Annotated in this window: 22 protein-coding genes; 9 read left to right on the top strand and 13 right to left on the bottom strand. The window is 39.0% G+C overall.

Translation table 11 applies throughout. The features are described 5' to 3' along the window. Positions 1-81 precede the first annotated feature (81 nt). The gene (locus HCX49_RS07860; protein ID WP_132768544.1) at positions 82-858 is read left to right on the top strand and encodes a hypothetical protein; all 777 of its coding nucleotides are present in this window, start codon (positions 82-84) and stop codon (positions 856-858) included. 174 nt (positions 859-1,032) lie between these two features. On the opposite strand, the gene HCX49_RS07855 is transcribed toward HCX49_RS07860, so the two are convergent. After that, the gene (locus HCX49_RS07855) at positions 1,033-2,034 is read right to left on the bottom strand and encodes an aldo/keto reductase (RefSeq protein WP_132768542.1); all 1,002 of its coding nucleotides are present in this window, start codon (positions 2,032-2,034) and stop codon (positions 1,033-1,035) included. Between the two features lie 90 nt (positions 2,035-2,124). Then, the gene (locus HCX49_RS07850) at positions 2,125-3,021 is read right to left on the bottom strand and encodes a helix-turn-helix domain-containing protein (protein WP_132768540.1); all 897 of its coding nucleotides are present in this window, start codon (positions 3,019-3,021) and stop codon (positions 2,125-2,127) included. A gap of 152 nt (positions 3,022-3,173) precedes the next feature. Here HCX49_RS07850 and HCX49_RS07845 point away from each other — a divergent pair, with 152 nt between their 5' ends. Beyond that, on the top strand, positions 3,174-3,560 hold the full coding sequence (locus tag HCX49_RS07845) for a VOC family protein (protein WP_132768538.1): 387 nt from the start codon (positions 3,174-3,176) through the stop codon (positions 3,558-3,560). A 106-nt stretch (positions 3,561-3,666) separates the two neighbouring features. Here the strand turns inward: HCX49_RS07845 and HCX49_RS07840 are convergent, their stop codons facing one another. From HCX49_RS07840 to HCX49_RS07830, 3 genes are read right to left on the bottom strand one after another with little or no spacing between them, the layout of a single operon-like run. Next, positions 3,667-4,785 (bottom strand): MBL fold metallo-hydrolase, encoded by a 1,119-nt coding sequence (locus tag HCX49_RS07840; RefSeq protein WP_237682741.1) that lies wholly within the window; start codon positions 4,783-4,785, stop codon positions 3,667-3,669. 28 nt (positions 4,786-4,813) lie between these two features. Further along, positions 4,814-5,665, bottom strand: coding sequence for a helix-turn-helix domain-containing protein (locus tag HCX49_RS07835; RefSeq protein WP_132845542.1), 852 nt, complete (start codon positions 5,663-5,665; stop codon positions 4,814-4,816). A 42-nt stretch (positions 5,666-5,707) separates the two neighbouring features. After that, positions 5,708-7,123 carry an aldehyde dehydrogenase family protein gene (locus HCX49_RS07830; protein WP_168126698.1) on the bottom strand — a complete coding sequence of 472 codons (1,416 nt, stop codon included), beginning with the start codon at positions 7,121-7,123 and terminating at the stop codon, positions 5,708-5,710. Positions 7,124-7,298: 175 nt separating this feature from the next. Between HCX49_RS07830 and HCX49_RS07825 the strand changes: the two genes are divergently transcribed. The 3 genes from HCX49_RS07825 (at position 7,299) to HCX49_RS07815 (ending at position 9,564) form a co-directional block, all read left to right on the top strand. Next, on the top strand, positions 7,299-7,598 hold the full coding sequence (locus HCX49_RS07825) for an ArsR/SmtB family transcription factor (RefSeq protein WP_132768533.1): 300 nt from the start codon (positions 7,299-7,301) through the stop codon (positions 7,596-7,598). A gap of 320 nt (positions 7,599-7,918) precedes the next feature. Next, positions 7,919-8,917, top strand: a complete 999-nt coding sequence (locus HCX49_RS07820) for an LLM class oxidoreductase (protein WP_168126697.1) — start codon at positions 7,919-7,921, stop codon at positions 8,915-8,917. A 68-nt stretch (positions 8,918-8,985) separates the two neighbouring features. After that, positions 8,986-9,564, top strand: coding sequence for a hypothetical protein (locus HCX49_RS07815; RefSeq protein ID WP_168126696.1), 579 nt, complete (start codon positions 8,986-8,988; stop codon positions 9,562-9,564). 157 nt (positions 9,565-9,721) lie between these two features. On the opposite strand, the gene HCX49_RS07810 is transcribed toward HCX49_RS07815, so the two are convergent. Continuing rightward, entirely contained in the window at positions 9,722-10,210 is a 489-nt protein-coding gene (locus tag HCX49_RS07810) for a DinB family protein (RefSeq protein WP_237682740.1), read from the bottom strand. Between the two features lie 147 nt (positions 10,211-10,357). On the opposite strand from HCX49_RS07810, the gene HCX49_RS07805 reads away from it, so the two are divergent. Beyond that, on the top strand, positions 10,358-10,939 hold the full coding sequence (locus HCX49_RS07805) for a Crp/Fnr family transcriptional regulator (RefSeq protein WP_132768527.1): 582 nt from the start codon (positions 10,358-10,360) through the stop codon (positions 10,937-10,939). Between the two features lie 98 nt (positions 10,940-11,037). Then, positions 11,038-12,108, top strand: a complete 1,071-nt coding sequence (locus tag HCX49_RS07800) for an SDR family oxidoreductase (protein ID WP_168126694.1) — start codon at positions 11,038-11,040, stop codon at positions 12,106-12,108. 77 nt (positions 12,109-12,185) lie between these two features. Here HCX49_RS07800 and HCX49_RS07795 read toward each other — a convergent pair whose 3' ends face one another. From HCX49_RS07795 to HCX49_RS07770, 6 genes are all read right to left on the bottom strand, one after another. Further along, positions 12,186-12,767: a YdeI/OmpD-associated family protein gene (locus HCX49_RS07795; RefSeq protein ID WP_168126693.1), complete on the bottom strand. Its 582-nt coding sequence runs from the start codon at positions 12,765-12,767 to the stop codon at positions 12,186-12,188. A gap of 98 nt (positions 12,768-12,865) precedes the next feature. After that, a complete protein-coding gene (locus HCX49_RS07790; RefSeq protein ID WP_132768521.1) occupies positions 12,866-13,336 on the bottom strand; it encodes an SRPBCC domain-containing protein in 471 nt (156 codons plus the stop codon). A gap of 2 nt (positions 13,337-13,338) precedes the next feature. After that, on the bottom strand, positions 13,339-13,659 hold the full coding sequence (locus HCX49_RS07785; protein ID WP_132768519.1) for an ArsR/SmtB family transcription factor: 321 nt from the start codon (positions 13,657-13,659) through the stop codon (positions 13,339-13,341). A gap of 88 nt (positions 13,660-13,747) precedes the next feature. After that, positions 13,748-14,389 (bottom strand): YdeI/OmpD-associated family protein, encoded by a 642-nt coding sequence (locus HCX49_RS07780; RefSeq protein WP_168126692.1) that lies wholly within the window; start codon positions 14,387-14,389, stop codon positions 13,748-13,750. 5 nt (positions 14,390-14,394) lie between these two features. Beyond that, on the bottom strand, positions 14,395-14,763 hold the full coding sequence (locus HCX49_RS07775) for a DoxX family protein (RefSeq protein WP_021191581.1): 369 nt from the start codon (positions 14,761-14,763) through the stop codon (positions 14,395-14,397). A gap of 505 nt (positions 14,764-15,268) precedes the next feature. Next, positions 15,269-16,336, bottom strand: a complete 1,068-nt coding sequence (locus tag HCX49_RS07770) for a 2,3-butanediol dehydrogenase (protein ID WP_168126691.1) — start codon at positions 16,334-16,336, stop codon at positions 15,269-15,271. A gap of 176 nt (positions 16,337-16,512) precedes the next feature. Here HCX49_RS07770 and HCX49_RS25370 point away from each other — a divergent pair, with 176 nt between their 5' ends. Next, positions 16,513-16,842: a hypothetical protein gene (locus HCX49_RS25370; RefSeq protein ID WP_206368301.1), complete on the top strand. Its 330-nt coding sequence runs from the start codon at positions 16,513-16,515 to the stop codon at positions 16,840-16,842. A gap of 78 nt (positions 16,843-16,920) precedes the next feature. After that, the gene (locus HCX49_RS25365; RefSeq protein ID WP_206368300.1) at positions 16,921-17,136 is read left to right on the top strand and encodes a hypothetical protein; all 216 of its coding nucleotides are present in this window, start codon (positions 16,921-16,923) and stop codon (positions 17,134-17,136) included. Positions 17,137-17,235: 99 nt separating this feature from the next. Here the strand turns inward: HCX49_RS25365 and HCX49_RS07760 are convergent, their stop codons facing one another. Next, entirely contained in the window at positions 17,236-17,730 is a 495-nt protein-coding gene (locus tag HCX49_RS07760) for an SRPBCC domain-containing protein (protein WP_132768511.1), read from the bottom strand. Positions 17,731-17,883: the final 153 nt, after the last annotated feature.

Genomic DNA, 17,883 nt, shown 5'->3' with positions numbered 1-17,883 from the left:
GTACAGACTGTCGTATGATTAGTGTGTAAAATTATACTTTTTGAGGAAAAAAATGTTATCTTTTAGTTTTTAAAATTAAATATGAATAAATATTATATTCTTTTGCCGATTATGGCGCTTTTGTTGACTAGCTCATGTGAAAAAACGGAAGCAGTAGTAACTCCTGAAATCATAGAAGAGGCAAAGCCAGCTATGCTTTTAGATAGTATTTCATTTGTTCTCAATGGAAAACAGTATGGGTTTACTTCTGATGATTATATTGCTTCCGGAAGTGGACATGGTAATCAGGGCGTTAATTTGAGATTGAGTGATACAGCTGCGAATTGGTATCATTCTGCTCCAGATCATCGGTACTGGATCGGTGCACCAGATTCAGTGCAATATTATTCTGTCTCTAATTATAGTTTTGGCGATCGAGATATTACTGCTCGCTTTTATTTTATAAAAAATAATAAAATATCAGAAATGTTGGAATCAGGCGGTATGTATTATCCTCGAAAATCTGCCTTATTTTATCAGGAAAGAGATTACAATTATGCTGTAGATTTTGGACGCAGAGGTAAACAGGAGGGGGTAGCCCTTAAGATGGGAGTAAAAGGAGTTGGTTTTGGCTCAACGTTTAGCAGTAAAACCATGAACCAAGAATCAAAGCTTACAGCAGAAAGTCAGCTTGATTCGAAATTTAAGATCCTAAAAGTGGAAGAAATCAAAGACACAAATTTTGTATGGGTTGAAGGAACTTTTGATGCTAATTTATTTAACGATAATGAGGAGAAGACCTTTCGCGTTACGGGTGGATATTTTAGAATAAGGGCTCTCAAATATGGAAACGGGTTTACTTACGGATTTACATTTTAATAGTTTTTAAAATTAGATAAGTAATTTCAAACAATAAAAAAAAAGCAACTTTTAAAGTTGCTTTTTTTTATTGTTTAACGATCCTTTATTCTTAATAAAGCGGTCTGTGCAAACCTCTAAGTGCGCCTTTGCACTGAAAAGCAATACATTTGGGTTTCTTCCGATTCCCTATGATTATTGATTCACAAGTTTCATGGATCCTTCGTTATAACGTTCTCCCAAGATGGGGTATCGTTGGATCAGGTTATTAATTTCCGTTAAATTTTCGGGTGTTAGCTGAACATCAATTGCACCTACATTTTCTTCCAGGTACTTTCTTTTTTTAGTTCCGGGAATCGGGATAATGTCTTCGCCCTGTGCTAAGACCCATGCTAAAGCAAGTTGTGCGGGTGTACAATTTATATTTTTGGCTAATGCCGCAAATCCGGTCACCAGTTTATTGTTATTGACGATGTTTTCCTCTTGATAGCGTGGTAAAGATTTTCGAAAATCATCGGCTGCAAGGGTATCCATCTGGAGCGTATTGGTTACTAAACCACGAGCCAGAGGTGAATAGGGCACAAGTGAAATCCCAAGTTCACGTGTTGTCTGCAAAATCTCGCTTTCTACATCTCTGGTTAGCAGGGAGTATTCGCTTTGGAGTGCAGAAATGGGATGTACTGCATGTGCTTTTCTTAATGATGCCGGCGAAGCTTCACTCAGTCCAAGGTATCGTATTTTTCCTTCTTTAACGAGATCGGCCATTGCACCGACAGTTTCTTCAATAGGGATATTGGCATCGACACGATGTGCATAATACAGATCGATGGTATCAATTTTAAGTCGCTTGAGACTTTGCTCAACGGCAATTTTCATCCATGCGGGCGAAGCGTCAAAATAAGTTCCGGCGGCATTGCTTGGTCCTGCAATCCCATCTTTAAAGCGAAATCCAAATTTAGTAGCAATAAAGATCTTTTCCCGATTGGGGACTAAAATTTTAGCGATCAGTTCTTCATTTGCTCCATTTGCGTACATGTCGGCGGTATCCCAGAAATTGATGCCCAGGTCAAGGGATTTTTCTAATGTGGCTAAGCTCTCTTTATCGTCCGTAGGTCCATAAGCAAAGCTCATACCCATGCAACCCAATCCTAATGCGGATAGCTGTTCGTCTGTTGTTCCGAGTTTTCTGTATTTCATGATGTTCTCATTTTGTTTATACAAATGTAGCGCACGGTCTCAAAAACTGACTTATAACGATCAAACAGATTGTTATAATAATCAAACAATCTACCGCAGCTGTGTGGGTGCCATGCCGGTGTGTTTTTTAAAGTATAGTGTAAAGTAAGAGGGGTATTCGAAACCTAAACTGTAGGCGATATCGGAAATATTCCAATCGGTATGCTGCAGTAAAGCTTTTGCTTCTTTGATGATGCGTGCGGCGATATGTGCTGTAGTGGTTTTACCCGTTATTTCTTTGACCGACCGGTTAAGATGATTGATGTGCAGGGATAGTGCAGTGGCATAATCTGCTGGGTTCTTCAATTTGAGTACGAGTGCTGGAGAATCTATCGGAAATTGTCTTTCCAGTAGTTCGAGAAATAAGGCTGATATTCTAGAAGTAGCATTCACATACTTATGAAAGTTGGTCGTCGGATTGTTTTTCATTGCCTCATGAATGATCAAGTGCAGATAACTGCGCAATACATCGTATTTATGAGCGTATGTGGAAGACATCTCGGCCTGCATTTTCTGGAAAATAAAGGACAACTCCGCTAATTGGGCTTCGTTTGGGAAGAAAATGGGATTAGATCCGATCTGAAATAAGGGCGTGTCGTGCAACTGACTTGTGCGTTCACTATGTTGAATGAAATCTTCTGTGAAGAGGCAGTACCAACCGGACTGTTGTTCGGATTCAGCTTCCCAAGAATAGGGGACAATGGGGTTCGAAAAAAGCAGTGCTGGACCATCAATCTGGATCCATTTATCGGCATAATAAATCTTTCCTTTACCAATGATCAGGGAAACTTTATAAAAATCACGTCTACTATAGGGGCTTACAACTGCGCAGGTCTCTCGACTGAAAACATTGATATGACCGATGCCTGCATTGTCCAATGGCACATGAGTGGGTGCATGACTTGGCAAGCGGCTGTAAAAATCATTGACACTTTCTGCTTGTTTCATGGTGTAAATATATAAAATTCAAACAAATTAAGTGTCATCCTTTTGTGCGGAAATGAAAGGTTTAAGGAGGTGATGTGATTTACTTGTCCTATGAGAAGTAGAATAGAATTTGATTTGCTTAATTTTATAATAGATATAAAAGATAGTAGCGTATGAATCCAAAAAAGATATGGTCTAATTTGGCAGTGACCGATTTAGACCGGACAACAAAATTTTATACTGCGTTGGGTTTTCAACCGAATGGGCGATCAGCAGATCTGACAAGTTTTCTGTTTGGTGAAGATCATTTTGTAATCCATTTTTTCTTAAAGCATATCCTTCGCGAGGCGATGTTAGGGGCTATGGCAGATACATCCAAATCTAATGAAATCATTTTTACGCTTGCCGCATCAAGTACAGAAGAGGCGGATCGTTGGGCTACTGAGGTGGAAGATGCTGGTGGAACATTGATTTCTAAGCCTGCAGCTTTTGGAAAGGGATATTATGGTTTTGTATTTGCGGACCCTGATGGCCATCGGTTTAATGTTTTTCATATGTAAAAGAACATGAATTTCGATAGCATTTATTTGAAATTATGATTATTGTATCGGACTATAAATAATTTATTTTCTTTACAGTCCGATGCTACTTATTATTTTTAGTCCGTTATTTTCTGCCTACCCACCATTGTTTAAACTGCTTTTGATCGTCTTTTAGCAACACCGCTTCACCGATCATAGGTGTTATCAATGGAATATGCGCTTCTTTATTTAATTCGGTAATCTGAATTAATGGCGTATCCCAAGAGTGATTGGCGATATCAAACTTGGAGTTATGCACCGGAAATAGACGCTTCGTTTTCAGATCTTTTGCTGCTTTTAATACTTCCTCAGGGAGATGGTGGATGTAACGCCAAGTGCTGTCAAATTGCCCATTATCTAGAATAGCTAGATCAATAGGACCAAATTTTTCACCAATAGCCGCATAGTGGGTGTCATAGCCACTGTCTCCGCCGATAAAGATTTTCATCGTTGGCGTCTGTACTACATAGGACATCCAAAGTGTCTTGCTGCTTTGAAGAGACCGACCTGAAAAATGTCTTGCAGGAGTTGTGTATACGGTAAATCCACTGTCGAGTGAAATGCTGTCATGCCAATCTTTTTCAATTATATCTTGAGGATTGTAACCCCAGTATTCCAAATGTGAACCCACACCAAGTCCGCAGATTACTTTCTTGGTTTTTGTTTTTAATTTGATAATGGTTTCATAATCCAGGTGATCATAATGATCGTGGGTAATGAATAAATAGTCAATCTCCGGTAGGTCTTCTACTGTATAAATGTCTGTTCCTTTAAATGATTTATTGGTTCCGGGAACAGGAGAGACACTTCCGCTGAATACGGGATCGACCAACATGCGTTTTCCGTCTATTTGCATAAAATAAGAGGAGTGACCGAACCAGACCAATACGTCTTCCTTGCGGGACAAGTTCTGCAGATCTGTTTTTATGGTCGGTATATTTTCCAATGGACTCTTCCGGTCTATTTTTTTGAAAAAGTAATCATAGAGTACGCTCGCATAGCTTGCATCTTCAACGATTTGAGGGGTATGGCTAAAGTTGACAAATTTACCGTCTTTGTAATTGGGTGATTTCTTAATTAATTCAAGCCGAGCGCCACTTGGTACTTGACCAAATTTGGGCTGTTGCATGTACAGGACGATAATCGCAACGAATACGATGATAAGGATGAGGGCGATGAGCATAGTTTTATAAAATATTTTCATGTAGGGGGTGCTGAGTGGTTAGGCTTAATTACATGCTGTTGAAAGAAGCGGTATTGACCGGGCTATATCGGTTCATGATTTTTGAAGGAGCCTCGCCAAATGCTTTTTTAAAGGCAAATGAAAAATGGGAAAGGTCTTCGAATCCCAATTCCAAATAAATGTCTGAGGCTGCCTTACCTTTTTCTTTTAAGAGGTAATATGCTTCTTGTAGTCTTTTGTGCAGCAGCCAGCGTCCAGGTGTGGTATTGAATGTTTTTTCAAAATCTCTTTTAAAGGTTGCCAGACTTCTACCTGTTAAATAGGCAAATCGTTCTAAATGAACATTAAAGTGGTAATTTTTGTTCATAAAGTTTTCTAAGTCTATTTTATGCGGTTCGGTAAAATCAAACAATACATTTTTGAGTTCAGGATTGATCTGTAGGAGGAGTAATATCGCTTCTTTCATTTTAATCTGAACGAGTTTGGGATTGTCAAAACTGTGGGTCTGGTGATACGTCATCAAAGATTGAAAATAGCTATGCAACAGTACATGATCTTCAATATCCAAGACAGGTTGATCATATTGTTTTTGTTCCGCATTAATGCCGTATTCGAGACTGAAATCTTTTAATGTCTGCTGGTCAAGAAAAATAGTCAAAGATCGGAACTCGCCATTTTCAGGCGGTTCCTTTATAAATTTTAACAATTGATTTCTCCTTACCAGACGAAATGCTCCCGCATTGGAAATGTAGGTTTGATTTCCATCATTCAGCACCAGGGAACCAGCTATCTGATAGGTGAAGGTGCATTCTTGGACGAAGTGTTCTCCTTCTCTGCTTTTTGTAGCATAACACGAATAAGCAATGCCCGATGCCTGAATGTTGTCTTTTTTTGTTTCCATCTCTGATGCAAATTTAAGATAAGGATGTTGAATTTTAGCTATTTAGCTTAAAATTGCTTTAGGTTCTAAATATGCGTCTAATCCATAAGTTCCGAACTCTCGGCCGATACCTGACTGTTTGAATCCTCCGAAAGGAGCCTGTGGGTCGTGTTTAAAGCCATTGATACAGATTCTTCCTGCATCAATCTGTGATGCTATGCGATTGGCACGTGCAAGATCTGGTGAGCTGATATATGCCGCTAGACCGTAAGTGGTGTCATTTGCAATGGAAATAGCGTCTTCGTCACTCTGGTACGGAATGATGGAGAGGACAGGACCAAATATTTCTTCTTGTGCGATACGCATATTATTATGAACGTTTGTAAAGATGGTGGCTTGAACAAAGTTACCTTTTTCCAAACCTGCTGGCTTACCCAGACCTCCTGTTAGTAACGTTGCTCCTTCATCAAGTCCGATCTGAATGAACTGTTGAACTCTTTCATATTGCTTATGGCTTACCATAGGTCCTACATGGGTATCTGGATCTGCAGGATTACCGACTTTTACATGTGCGATGGTGGCTTGTGCTAAAGCATTGGTCTGATCTAGTTTGCTCGCAGGGACTAGCAGTCGGGTAGGAGCAATACAGGCTTGACCACTATTCATATAAGCGCCATAGATAGCCATGGGGATAACGGTTTCTAAATCGGCATCTTCTAAAATAATATTCGGGGATTTACCACCAAGCTCCAAAGTGACACGTTTCATTGTATCTACTGCGCCTTTAGCAATTGTTTTGCCAACCGCAGTTGAACCTGTGAAGGATATTTTGGCAATATCGGGGTGATTGGTTATTGCGGCGCCTACAACATTTCCTAGACCATTTACGATATTGAATAAGCCTTTAGGTAAACCCGCCTCATGGAAACATGTGGCAATAAGCTGTGTCTGTTGGGCACTCATTTCGCTGGGCTTGATGACGACGGTACATCCGGCAGCAATAGCTGTGGCAAGCTTACTGCAGATAAAACCATTGCTGGCGTTCCAGGGGGTGATGATGCCGACAACCCCTAATGACTCCATACGAACCTGTGATTGTCCAACAGTTTTTTCAAAGTCATAGTTTTGAAGTGTTTCGATCATTGTTGGGAATGCCGCGATCGCAATCTGCACACTGGCTTGGCAAAATTGGTAAGTTCCGCCGTATTCTTCGACCATAATAGCAATCAGTTCTTCTTCGCGCTTACTGACAGCATGATGTAGTTTTTCCAGATAAGCAATACGTTCTTCTTTACTTGTTTTAGAGAATGTTTTGAATGCTTCTTTTGCGGCCTGGACCGCAATATGGGTATCCATTTCGTCCCCAAGGGTAACTTCACCCAATTTTTCATTAGTAGTGGGGCTGATGAGATCAAAAGTTTCTGTCCCATGTGGTGTGATAAAGGCACCGTTTACATAAATCTGATTTATCTTTTTCATGTTCTGCTGATTTGTTTATTCAAAGTTAGCGGGATTATAAAGAGGCTGTTTTGCTAAAAAGCTCAATGTTGCTTTGTTGAAAAGCTCATTAATAAATGTATCAAGATGACATAAAGACAACAAATATGGAGCGCTTAATTGTTATGTTTGTTTCGAGATTATTAGATATATAGATATGGTTGATATTTTTAAGATTTTAGCAAATGAACATCGGTTACAGATATTGCAGTGGTTGAAAAATCCGCATGCTAATTTTATCGCCGAAGATATTGAACCGGAGGTAACGGATTATGGTGTTTGTATGAGCGTCATCCAAAAGAAGGCAGGTTTGTCCCAATCAACGATATCATCTTATTTGACATCGATGGTGAATTGTGGTTTGTTGAAATCTGTACGGGAGGGACAGTGGACTTATTATAAGAGAAATGAGGAAAAACTTCAGGAATTGGCTTCTTATATCAAGAATACGCTGTAGTTACTCATTATTTATTTGATGGATGGAGATATAAATATCTTCATTTTTTTTACTCAAGTATATCTATAAATCTAGATATATCGAAATATTTTGTCGATTTTAGGGATCAATTTTTAATGCAGTTACGGTGCTGTAAGGAAATCCGGATCTGAACACAATCTCTAAATAAGCTATTGACCATATTAATGTCTATACATACAACTCATTTTATTTGATAATTCATTTCAGAAGGTAAGAAGCCTTCCTTTTTTTAATTAGGTACATCTATAAATCTAGATATATCGAAATCATATAAGGCTTTTATATTAAATTTTTAGAACATGATAAGAAACTTTGAAAATCACCATGCATTTAACCGTGTATTTGCTCCAGATGTGTTGACTATTGGCTTATTTCTTCCCTTAGAAGTATATAGCGGAAAGCTTCCCCTAGTTGAGGAGCATATGGCATATATAAAACAGATCGATCGCTTAGATTTTGCGTCGATATGGGTTCGTGATATTCCGATGTTTGATCCGAGTTTTGGTGATGCTGGTCAAGTGTATGATGCTTTTAGTTATTTATCTTTTATCGCCGGACAGACAAGCAGGTTTGCATTAGGAACAGGAAGTATTGTTTTACCTTTCTGGCACCCGATTTCTTTAGCAAAGACAGCCGCTTCTTTAGATCAGCTATCCAATAACAGATTATTGCTAGGAGTAGGATCGGGGGATAGATCGATTGAATTTCCTGCATTTGGATTAGATTTTGAGCATCGAGGTGAACGTTTTAGACAGGTTTTACAGGATTTTCGACGCTTAAATAAGGAACATTATCCAAAAATTAAGTCTGAGCTGACCCACATTGACGGATTGGATCTTATCCCTAAACCCGTTCAAGAATATATTCCGAGTTTAATAACCGGTGGCAGTCAACAGCCTCTTTCCTGGATTGCTGAACATGGGGATGGCTGGATTACTTATCCGGGAGCAACAACGTCGAAATTACATGTTAGGCCGTTGGGAGAAAAGATAAAAGCTTGGCGCGACTTAATTCCCGATCAGATTTTTAAGCCTCATATGACCAATGAATGGATTGAACTAACGGAAGATCCCAATTTTCCGCGAACGCCATTGCAGGGTGGATTTGTGCTTAAAACAGGAAGGAATGGTTTATTGGAACTTTTACATGAATGGCAGGAAGCGGGTGTCAATCATGCAGCCTTAGGGATTCAATTCAGTACGAGACCTATTGCCGATGTTATTGATGAGCTGGGAGCAGAAGTGTTGCCGTATTTTCCTTCCTTAGTGAAGGCAAGTCATATTAATATGACCCCATAGTTTAATTTCAGGAGAATAATTCTATTTTAGCCGATAATGAAGTTATCGTTAAGTTTTCTAATGGAGTTATGCAAAAAGTGACAGGTAGAAAAAAGTTTTATATCGCTTATATGCTGATCTCACTGATCATGTTGGTCGATATTACAGTTATACTGACGTGGCAGATCAGTTTGGCGGGGTATTGGAGTGACCGCTTGGTCTTTTGGATATGGTTACTCACGACGCTTCCATTTCTAATTATTTTCTGGAAAAGTATTTATACGAAAATATACTGTATCGTATTAGTATTGGGGCTATTGTTTAGCATAGCCGCGATGATGTTGCCTTTTTTTGGTATTCTATTTTCAAGTACGGGCATGGAAAGACGATCGTACTATACACCAGATACCGGGAAATATAGAGTACAGCTTATTCAAAGTGTGATGGCCCGTCCGCGGTTACAGATTATTGAAAATAAAGGAATTGTTGAGAAGGTGATTTTGTTTACCGATGCCGATTTCCTGAAAAATGATAATCTTAAGGTGGGATATGAAAGTGTGATCGGCCTGGATGTCATAAAGGATACGCCAGATAGCCTGGTTTTGGAGTTTCATATGCCTGGTCAGAAAATTGTAAAAGGTTTTAAACTAAGCGACGAGAAGGATTAAATTTCGTGGCACGTTTTGTCTTGAATTAACAGTTAATACTAATCCCATAGCAGATCTATCATTGGGTAAGTCTGCTATGGGATTAATTTGTTCTGTCATTTTAGTTTTGTAACTGATCTGCATGAAAAATTTCGCTCTACTGCGGCATAACTTGCGTTTACATCTTTTTGCTGTCTTCGTAAGTAGGACCATACAGTCCAGGCACTTTATTTCCGGTTGCTCTTAGGTAGACAATCAATTCTCCACGATGATGATAAATATGATTAAAAAGGAATCCTCGTGCCACAATGCCTCTTTCCATTGGGCCTAAGAGTATGCGTTCACCTGCTTTCATTGTCCAGTGATCGCGTAGTTTTTCTTCTGTAAGTGTTGATAGAGCGGTTCTGGCTCGTGCTACATTTTTTTCAAAAAGTTCCAGCGTGGCTTTGATATCATCAGGTGCACCGCGCTCAAGATGATCGGTGGCCATATCATATACATCTTCTGTAAATGTGCCTACGTACCAATAATAAATAGTTGCGATATGTTGTGCCAGTTCTCCCATTGTCCAAGAAATAGCTGCTGGCTTGTAGTGTATGTCTTTTTCAGGCACTGCCTGCAGTAATTTACGGGTGTTGTTGACCTCGTGTTCGAATTCGGTTGTCAAATATTGAATGATCATGTCTTTGGGTTTAATGTTTTTATATCGGGTATAAAACAGATGCGTGCGTGAATATGTTTGGTGTTTAGGAGGTTTTTCTGAGGTTAATAAAACAAATTTATTTAAGTTTGAAGACGCTATAAATGAAAATTCATGTTAGAAGTATTATTTTCTCATATTGAAAAAAAAGTGACGCTCTCTCGTGGTGACAAAGAGGCGATAGCTTCTTTTTTTACATTCAAAAAAATCAGAAAGAAGCAATATATCTTGGAAGAAGGAGCTGTTTGTACGCATCTTTCATTTGTGAAAAAAGGTCTTATCAAATCGTACCGTTTGGATGAGAAAGGAAATGAGCATATCAGCCTTTTTGGATGGGAAGGCTGGTGGGTGTCTGATTTTAAGAGTTTTATTAATCAGCAACCGGCAATTCTCTATATAGATGCTATTGAAGATACCGAGTTACTGCTTTTATCGCGGGCAGATTATGAACAATTGATGGAAGAGGTCCCGGTGATGGAGCGGTATTTTAGAATGCTCTATCAAAATAGTTTGGTTACAAAAGATGAACGGCTGATCAGTTCGAACAGCTATACTGCTGAAGAAAAATTTCAGCGTATGCTACAGGCTAGTCCTGAAATTATGCAACGTGTGCCGCAACATCTGGTGGCATCTTATCTGGGATTGGCTCCTGAAACCTTGAGTAGAATCCGTAAGAAAATTGCATCTACAGATTAATTCCATTGATCTGGATCAATGGAATTTCTTGATCTGTATCATCTCTTTCAGTTTTTAATGCAGCGAACTTTGTTGTAGAAATTTAAAGAGATATAACAATGGATAAAATTGCATTAGTAGTTGGCGCAACTGGGATCACGGGAAGTCGTTTGGCTGAGGAGCTTGTTGGCCATGGATGGCAAACTTATGGTCTGGCACGTCATCCCGGTCAAACTGATAACGGCGTAATTCCGGTAAAAGCTGATCTTATGGATGTTGAAAATCTAAAGATCGCACTTGAAAATGTTTACCCAACACATGTGTTTTTTACAACATGGATGCGGAAAGACAATGAGACAGAAAATATTATTGTAAATCGTGCTCTTGTCCGTAATCTTCTCGATGTTCTGTCTGAAAAGAAAACTGTTGCGCATGTGGCTTTGGTAACGGGGTTAAAGCATTATTTAGGTCCTTTTGAGTCATACGTAGCTACGGGTGTATTTCCTAATACACCTATTCGGGAAGAACAGCCTAGACTAAGTCATCCTAATTTTTACTACGCTCAGGAAGATGCGGTATATGAAGCTTCGGCAAGAGATGGATTTACGTGGAGTATACATAGGCCGCATACGGTTATCGGGCATGCGATCGGTAATTTGATGAATCTTGGGGTGACGCTTGCCGTATATGCCAGTATTTGTAAACAAAAAGGGGCGAAATTGATCTGGCCGGGCTCGGAAGCGCAATGGAACGGAATTTCGGATGTAACGGATACTGGTGTTCTGGCGAAGCAGTTAATCTGGGCTTCGACGACTGAGGAAGCTAAAAATATGGCTTTTAATATTGTGAACGGCGATGTCTTTCGTTGGAGTTGGTTATGGGAGCGCATCGCGTCATATTTCGGCATTGAGGCTGAAGGATTTCATGGAGAGCCGAGGCCTCTTGCCGAACAACTTAAAAATGATGGTCAATTGTGGTCTGATATGGTAAAGGAGTATGGACTGGAACAGCATGAACTTTTTCAATTGGCTTCACCATGGCATACAGATCTTGATCTGGGCAGACCTATCGAAGTGATGGTGGATATGGCCAATAGCCGAAAACTGGGATTTACGGCTTACCAGAATACCGAAGAAGCATTTATCCACTTGTTTGAACGTCTTCGGGCAGAGAATGTGATACCCCAATAATTAGATTGATGTGGTGGTAAGGGATAGTAAAACCGGGCTTCTTTATTTTGTGATAGAGGGCTCGGTTTTACTGGCCTTTAATCATCAATCCCTTTGCCGTCAAGGATCTGCTGATAATATTTTTCAATTCGATTTTGCCGTGTTTTGGATTGTTTCGCCTGATTAAAATAAAATAGATATCCCTTTTGTCGTCCAGGTGCTAGGGAATAGAATGCTGTATTTAATTCTTGATCTTGTGCCAGTGCCTGCTGGAATTCTTCAGGAATAGGGTAGTCGTTCACTTTTTTCATTTCCACCTTTAATCCCGCTTTTTCGATCTCAATGGCTTCCCGTATGTAAGCTTGAATAACTGGTCTTAGCGTGAGAATCTCTGCTATATGTTTAAATCTGATCTGTCTGCCTGCCTGTACATTTTCTGTTTGCTGGATCAATATACCTTCAGGATCTTTTAGTAAAGCTCCTTTATGAAACAGGAGCGCGCAATATTCTTTAAATCCATGAATAAGAACGATGTTTTTTCCATCGAGCGTGTAGCATGGATGCATCCATTTGTATTCTTCTTCTAAGGATTTGTTTTCAGTAATGATATCACGAAGTAAATTGAACTCTTCGGACCATTGTTGTTTTTTTTCAAAGAAATGTTCTACCTGTGTGTTCATAATGGTTGTTTTTTTAAGTATAAGGCCTGATTTATTGTCTGGAACAGCTAGAAGTAATTCATAGACAAAGAAACGGTCTGTTAATAGATTGAGCTGTCCTAATCTTGTTTCTGTGTATTTAAGATCTCCTGTAACCGGTTGTGCGCCATATTGATACCTTGTGCAAAAGGCATCTTGAGCAGCTGGTCTCTAAAAGCAACAGATTTAAAAATAATCTGGATAGTAAGTTTACTGCTTGCATCTGTATAGGGTTCAAATGTGAGGTATTCAAGCTGAACAGGGAATGGACTATCTTCCATTTCGAATGTTCTTGTGATTTTTTCGTTTGGTACAAATTCATGGATTGTTCCGTTTGCCCGAAATACAACAGTGCCATCGTGTGATGTTTCAAATGCATAGGCACCATGTTTCTTGTTTTCCAGTTTCAGTACTTTTGTACCCATCCATTGTTCAAAGAGATCGGCATCTTCATATGCCTTAAAAAGCAATTCTAGAGGAAGATCAAATTCGCGTGTGATGATGATTTCTTGTTTGTCATGTTCGGCACTGATTTTTGTTTTCTGTTCCATGATTATTTGGCTATATAGTTTTTCATTACGGCTTCTAATTTATTGAATCTGTCATCCCACATCTGGCGGAACGGTTCGATAAAATCTGCAATTTCTTTCATTTTTTGCGGATTGAGATGGTAATAGATTTCCCGGCCATTTTGCTCAGGTTTTAGGAGTTCACATTCGGTCAAAATCTGCAGGTGCTTAGAAACGGTGGGCCTGGATGTGTCAAAATTGGAAGCAATGGCTCCAGCAGGCATCGCATGTGAGGCAACCAGTAGCAATATTGCTCTTCTTGTCGGATCGGCAAGGGCTTGAAAAACGTCTCTTCTTAAGTTCATTGTTATGGTCTTTTTCGCTTTAACACTTCAATCTATTATGATCTGTCCTGTCATTGCTTGATGTGTGTATGATCATATTTTATTAACGCTATTTGGAACTGTATTTATCGTTTAATCCTATACCGTTTAAAATTTGTTGTCGGTATTTTTCAATTCTTCCAATTCTTGTCTGTGCTACTTTGGGTTGTGAAAAATAAATGATGTATCCTCTTTGCCGCCCCGGTGTCAATGCGTAAAATGCTGTTTTTAACTTAGAGTCTTGTTCGAATAGCTGTAGGAGTTCTTCGGGGATAGGTTCTGGATTTTTTTGAAATGTTACCTTTTGACCACTTTCTTCTATCGCTATGGCCTCGGATATATACGATTTTAAGGTATTTTCTAATCTTTTGATTTCTGCTATATTAGTAAATTTGATGATCCTGTCCGATTGTAAATTACCTTGTTGGGTTAAGATTTTATGATCGTCGGATAATAATACACCTTTAAAAAAACCGATATTGGCGGATTGTTTTAATGCAGCAACGGAAACTATATTTTTTCCTTTGGAGGTATATACGGGTGCACCCCATTTTATTTCTTCCTTCAAACCCGCTTCCAGTACAATTTGGCGGAGCATTTCTAATTCTTCCCTCCAGTTATTGACTTTGCATAATGGTGTACCGCCATATTTGCAACGCATACAGCCATCTATCAAATATTTGTCAACTCCTGGATTCAGTTCTATTTTCATCTGGTCTAGACTTTACGTTCAACTGGTCTGAAATACCACGAAATAATCGTGAGCAGGAGTAACAGCGCAGGACCAAAATAGGTGACTGCTTTATCAGCAACTGCAAGGTGGGTGAAAATTGCGCCCGACATTAGAAAGAAAAATCCTGCATATGCCCATTCTTTTACTACTGGGAGTTTTGGAAGGAGAATGGCAATTACTCCTAGTAGCTTCCAAATACCGATAATGGTGAGAAAATAGGAGGGATAGCCTAGATCTTTCATTTTATTAACTTCTTCATCCATGTGGATGATCTGAACAATTCCAGTTGACACCATTCCTAAACTTAGCCAAATGGTAGAAAACCAATAGATGATTTTATCTCTCTTTTTCATAATGTGTTTTTTTAATCGGTACAATTCGTATGTTGATCTGTTTATACTTGAGCGGTTACTTAATACCTTATTTATCGCATGTTAGTTTTCGATCCATTGTTTGATCTTTACGGTTCGGGTATTAAAAAAGTACAACGCTATACGATTTCTTCAATTATATATCGGTTTTTTATGTTCCAAATCTCCATAGTACTGGTTAGTTTTAAATTATGAAGTCATTTGACTACAAATGTAAGTGTAGTTATTTGACTACGCAAATTTTTTCCAAGAATTTTAGATTATTTTGATCACGTGCGGTTGGATATTGGTGAATTTTTATTAATTAATGGTGTTGATCACGAGGTTGGTAGTTTTTTGAGGTTATGAAATGTTTAATAATTAACGAATAGGGTTTAAAGTTGTTTTCTTTGGTCCGAAAGCTAAAAAGCCCAATCTTTCGATTGGGCTTTGCTGTTTATTCCTGATGATTATTTTTGAACCAACTTTTGGGCTGTTGTTTTTAAATTTAGCTTGCTTGTATATCAATCAATATCTTAACTTCAGTAGGATCGTTAACTAAGGCTTCAAATCCGTTCGTGACGATTTCATCTAAAACAATCTTGCGTGTAACCAATTTCTCTACCGGCATCCTACCGCTATCGATCAGTGCAATGACTTGCGGGAAAATATTGCGATAGGCAATAATTCCTTTAATGGTGATTTCACGAAGAACTTGATCGAGCGCATCAGTTGTAACAGGTTTTCCAAATAGTGCTACTAATACAGCGGTTCCTCCATTTTTTAAACTCGTGATACCCGTTGTATAGGAGGCTTGTACACCTGCGCAATCAAGGAAAACATCTACTCCGAGACCTGTTATGGTCTTAATTTTTTCGGGTATACCGTCCTCTTTCGCATTGATGATATGTGTAGCGCCTATAGATTTTGCTTTTTCAAGACGTTTGTCGGCGATATCGGTTACGATAACGGTACTAGCTCCGGCTGCCAGGGCCGCCTGAACACATAATAAACCAATTGGACCGGCTCCGGAAACTAGAACAGTTCCGCCGATTTTTAGATTACTTTGCATGACCGCATAAACTGCTACTGCCGCGGGTTCTACCAATGCACCTTTCTCGAAGGACATAGTGTCTGGTATTTTGTGCACCATATAATCCTCTACTACAACGTAAGAAGCAAATCCGCCATTGCTTGATAGACCAACAAAGCCTAATGGTTCTGACAGGTTGTACTCTCCGTTTGCAATAAAGGGGCTATCAAAGTTTTTAAAGATTGGTTCTACGACTACCCGGTCGCCAACTTTTAAATGATGTACACCTTCGCCCACGGCATCAATAATTCCGGAGAATTCATGTCCTAATGTGGTTGTACCCTGGTGTCCATTGAGCGGATAGGGTGCGGCCACCGGGATGAGCTGTGGACCATGGACGTATTCATGTAAGTCGGAGCCGCAGATTCCTGCAAACTGAACTGAAATTTTAACTTGTTTCGCTTTTGGAGCTGGGATCTCCGTTGATTCTACCCTGATATCTTTTGCGGCATACCATCGTGCTGCTTTCATTGTATTATCCATATTGTTATGCTTTTTAATTTCATACTAAGTTACTTAAATACTGCCGGCGTGCCAAGATGTTTGAGGTGATAGATGTCACATAAATTGATGAATGTCATCATTTTCATTTGTTGAATAATAACTTATTAATCTGTGGCATCAGATATGCTCGGTAACATGATGATAATCTAAAAGCGATGATACTTAAAGAAACATTTGTGGGGCTATTGAAAAATTATACGAAAGATGAGCAATTGATCGCTTCCTTATGGAGGGAGGTAGAAGCCTATTATGGTGATACTCTCAGACATTACCATACTTTAGATCATCTTGAAAATCTGCTGCTTGAACTTACGGCTGTAAAAGAGAAAATCAAGAATTGGGAAGCTCTATTGTTTACACTTTATTATCATGATATTATCTACGATGCGTCAAAACAGAATAATGAAGATGAAAGTGCTCATTTTGCCGTAAAACGGATGAAAGAGATTGCTGTTTCCGAAGCAATTATCTTGACATGCACCTAACAGATCCTGGCGACAAAATCGCACTTAATTTCTAACGATCAGGACACAAATTATTTTACTGATGCTGATCTTTCTATTTTGGGACAACCATGGGAGAAATATGCAAAATACTATACAAATATCCGCTTGGAATATCAGATTTATCCAGATGTACAGTACCACTCTGGTCGCAAGAAAGCATTAACTCATTTTCTGTCCATGGACCGGATTTTTAAAACAGATTATTTTTATAACCGTTTTGAAGTACGGGCAAAAGAAAACCTGAAAAGAGAAATGGAATTGCTGCAGGACTAGGTATTGATGATAACGACCAGCATATACGGCGTTGTTCCTCCGTAGTGCCGTGATAAAAGCTTGACTGGCTTTCGTTGAAAGCTGGTTTATTGGTGTTTGTTAGTTATTGATCATATTACCGATTCTAGGGTCTTTATTACGAAGGTCGAGACCTCCTTCGTATACTGATTTCAAATTATGTAAATAGAATGCCCAACCATTAGAGCATCCCAGACGAATGTATTGCTTTGAGTGATCGTCCTGTGGAATATGGTGATGCCGTAATTCTACGATAACATACTCATGAAGTGTACTTAATGTCACATCAACCATACTGGTACCTTCAAATGTAAACTGGAGAAAATCTTTACCATTTGCTTTAAGGATTTCTCCATGCATGGGCGTCGGATCCAGGTACCAATACCAATCGTACTGCATGCCGCTTTCTTCTGGGTTGATCTGTTCAAGCTGATTTCCTGCCGCATCACGAAAAATGACACGTTCCAAAAACCATCTTTCTAAATTCGCCGCAACAGACCAAGCTTCATAAATCTCGGAAAGAGAGGCTTTAATCGCGATACGTTTTGTAAATGATGTCCAATCGAAATTATTCATGGTAATCAATTTAGATTTTGAGTGACGATATGATGTCGATAATAAAGATAAAATAATATATCCGTTTATTTTAACGGATTTTCATTGATTTTATTTCTTTTAGTTTATGGTCGATTTGTTTCTATAACTTATTTCTTATTCGATTGACATAAA

The sequence above is a fragment of the Sphingobacterium sp. B16(2022) genome, assembly GCF_012030425.1.
In the GTDB taxonomy this organism is placed as follows: domain Bacteria; phylum Bacteroidota; class Bacteroidia; order Sphingobacteriales; family Sphingobacteriaceae; genus Sphingobacterium; species Sphingobacterium anhuiense.
The sequence above is the reverse complement of the archived record's forward strand: the minus strand, read 5'-3'. Positions and strand labels throughout refer to the sequence as shown.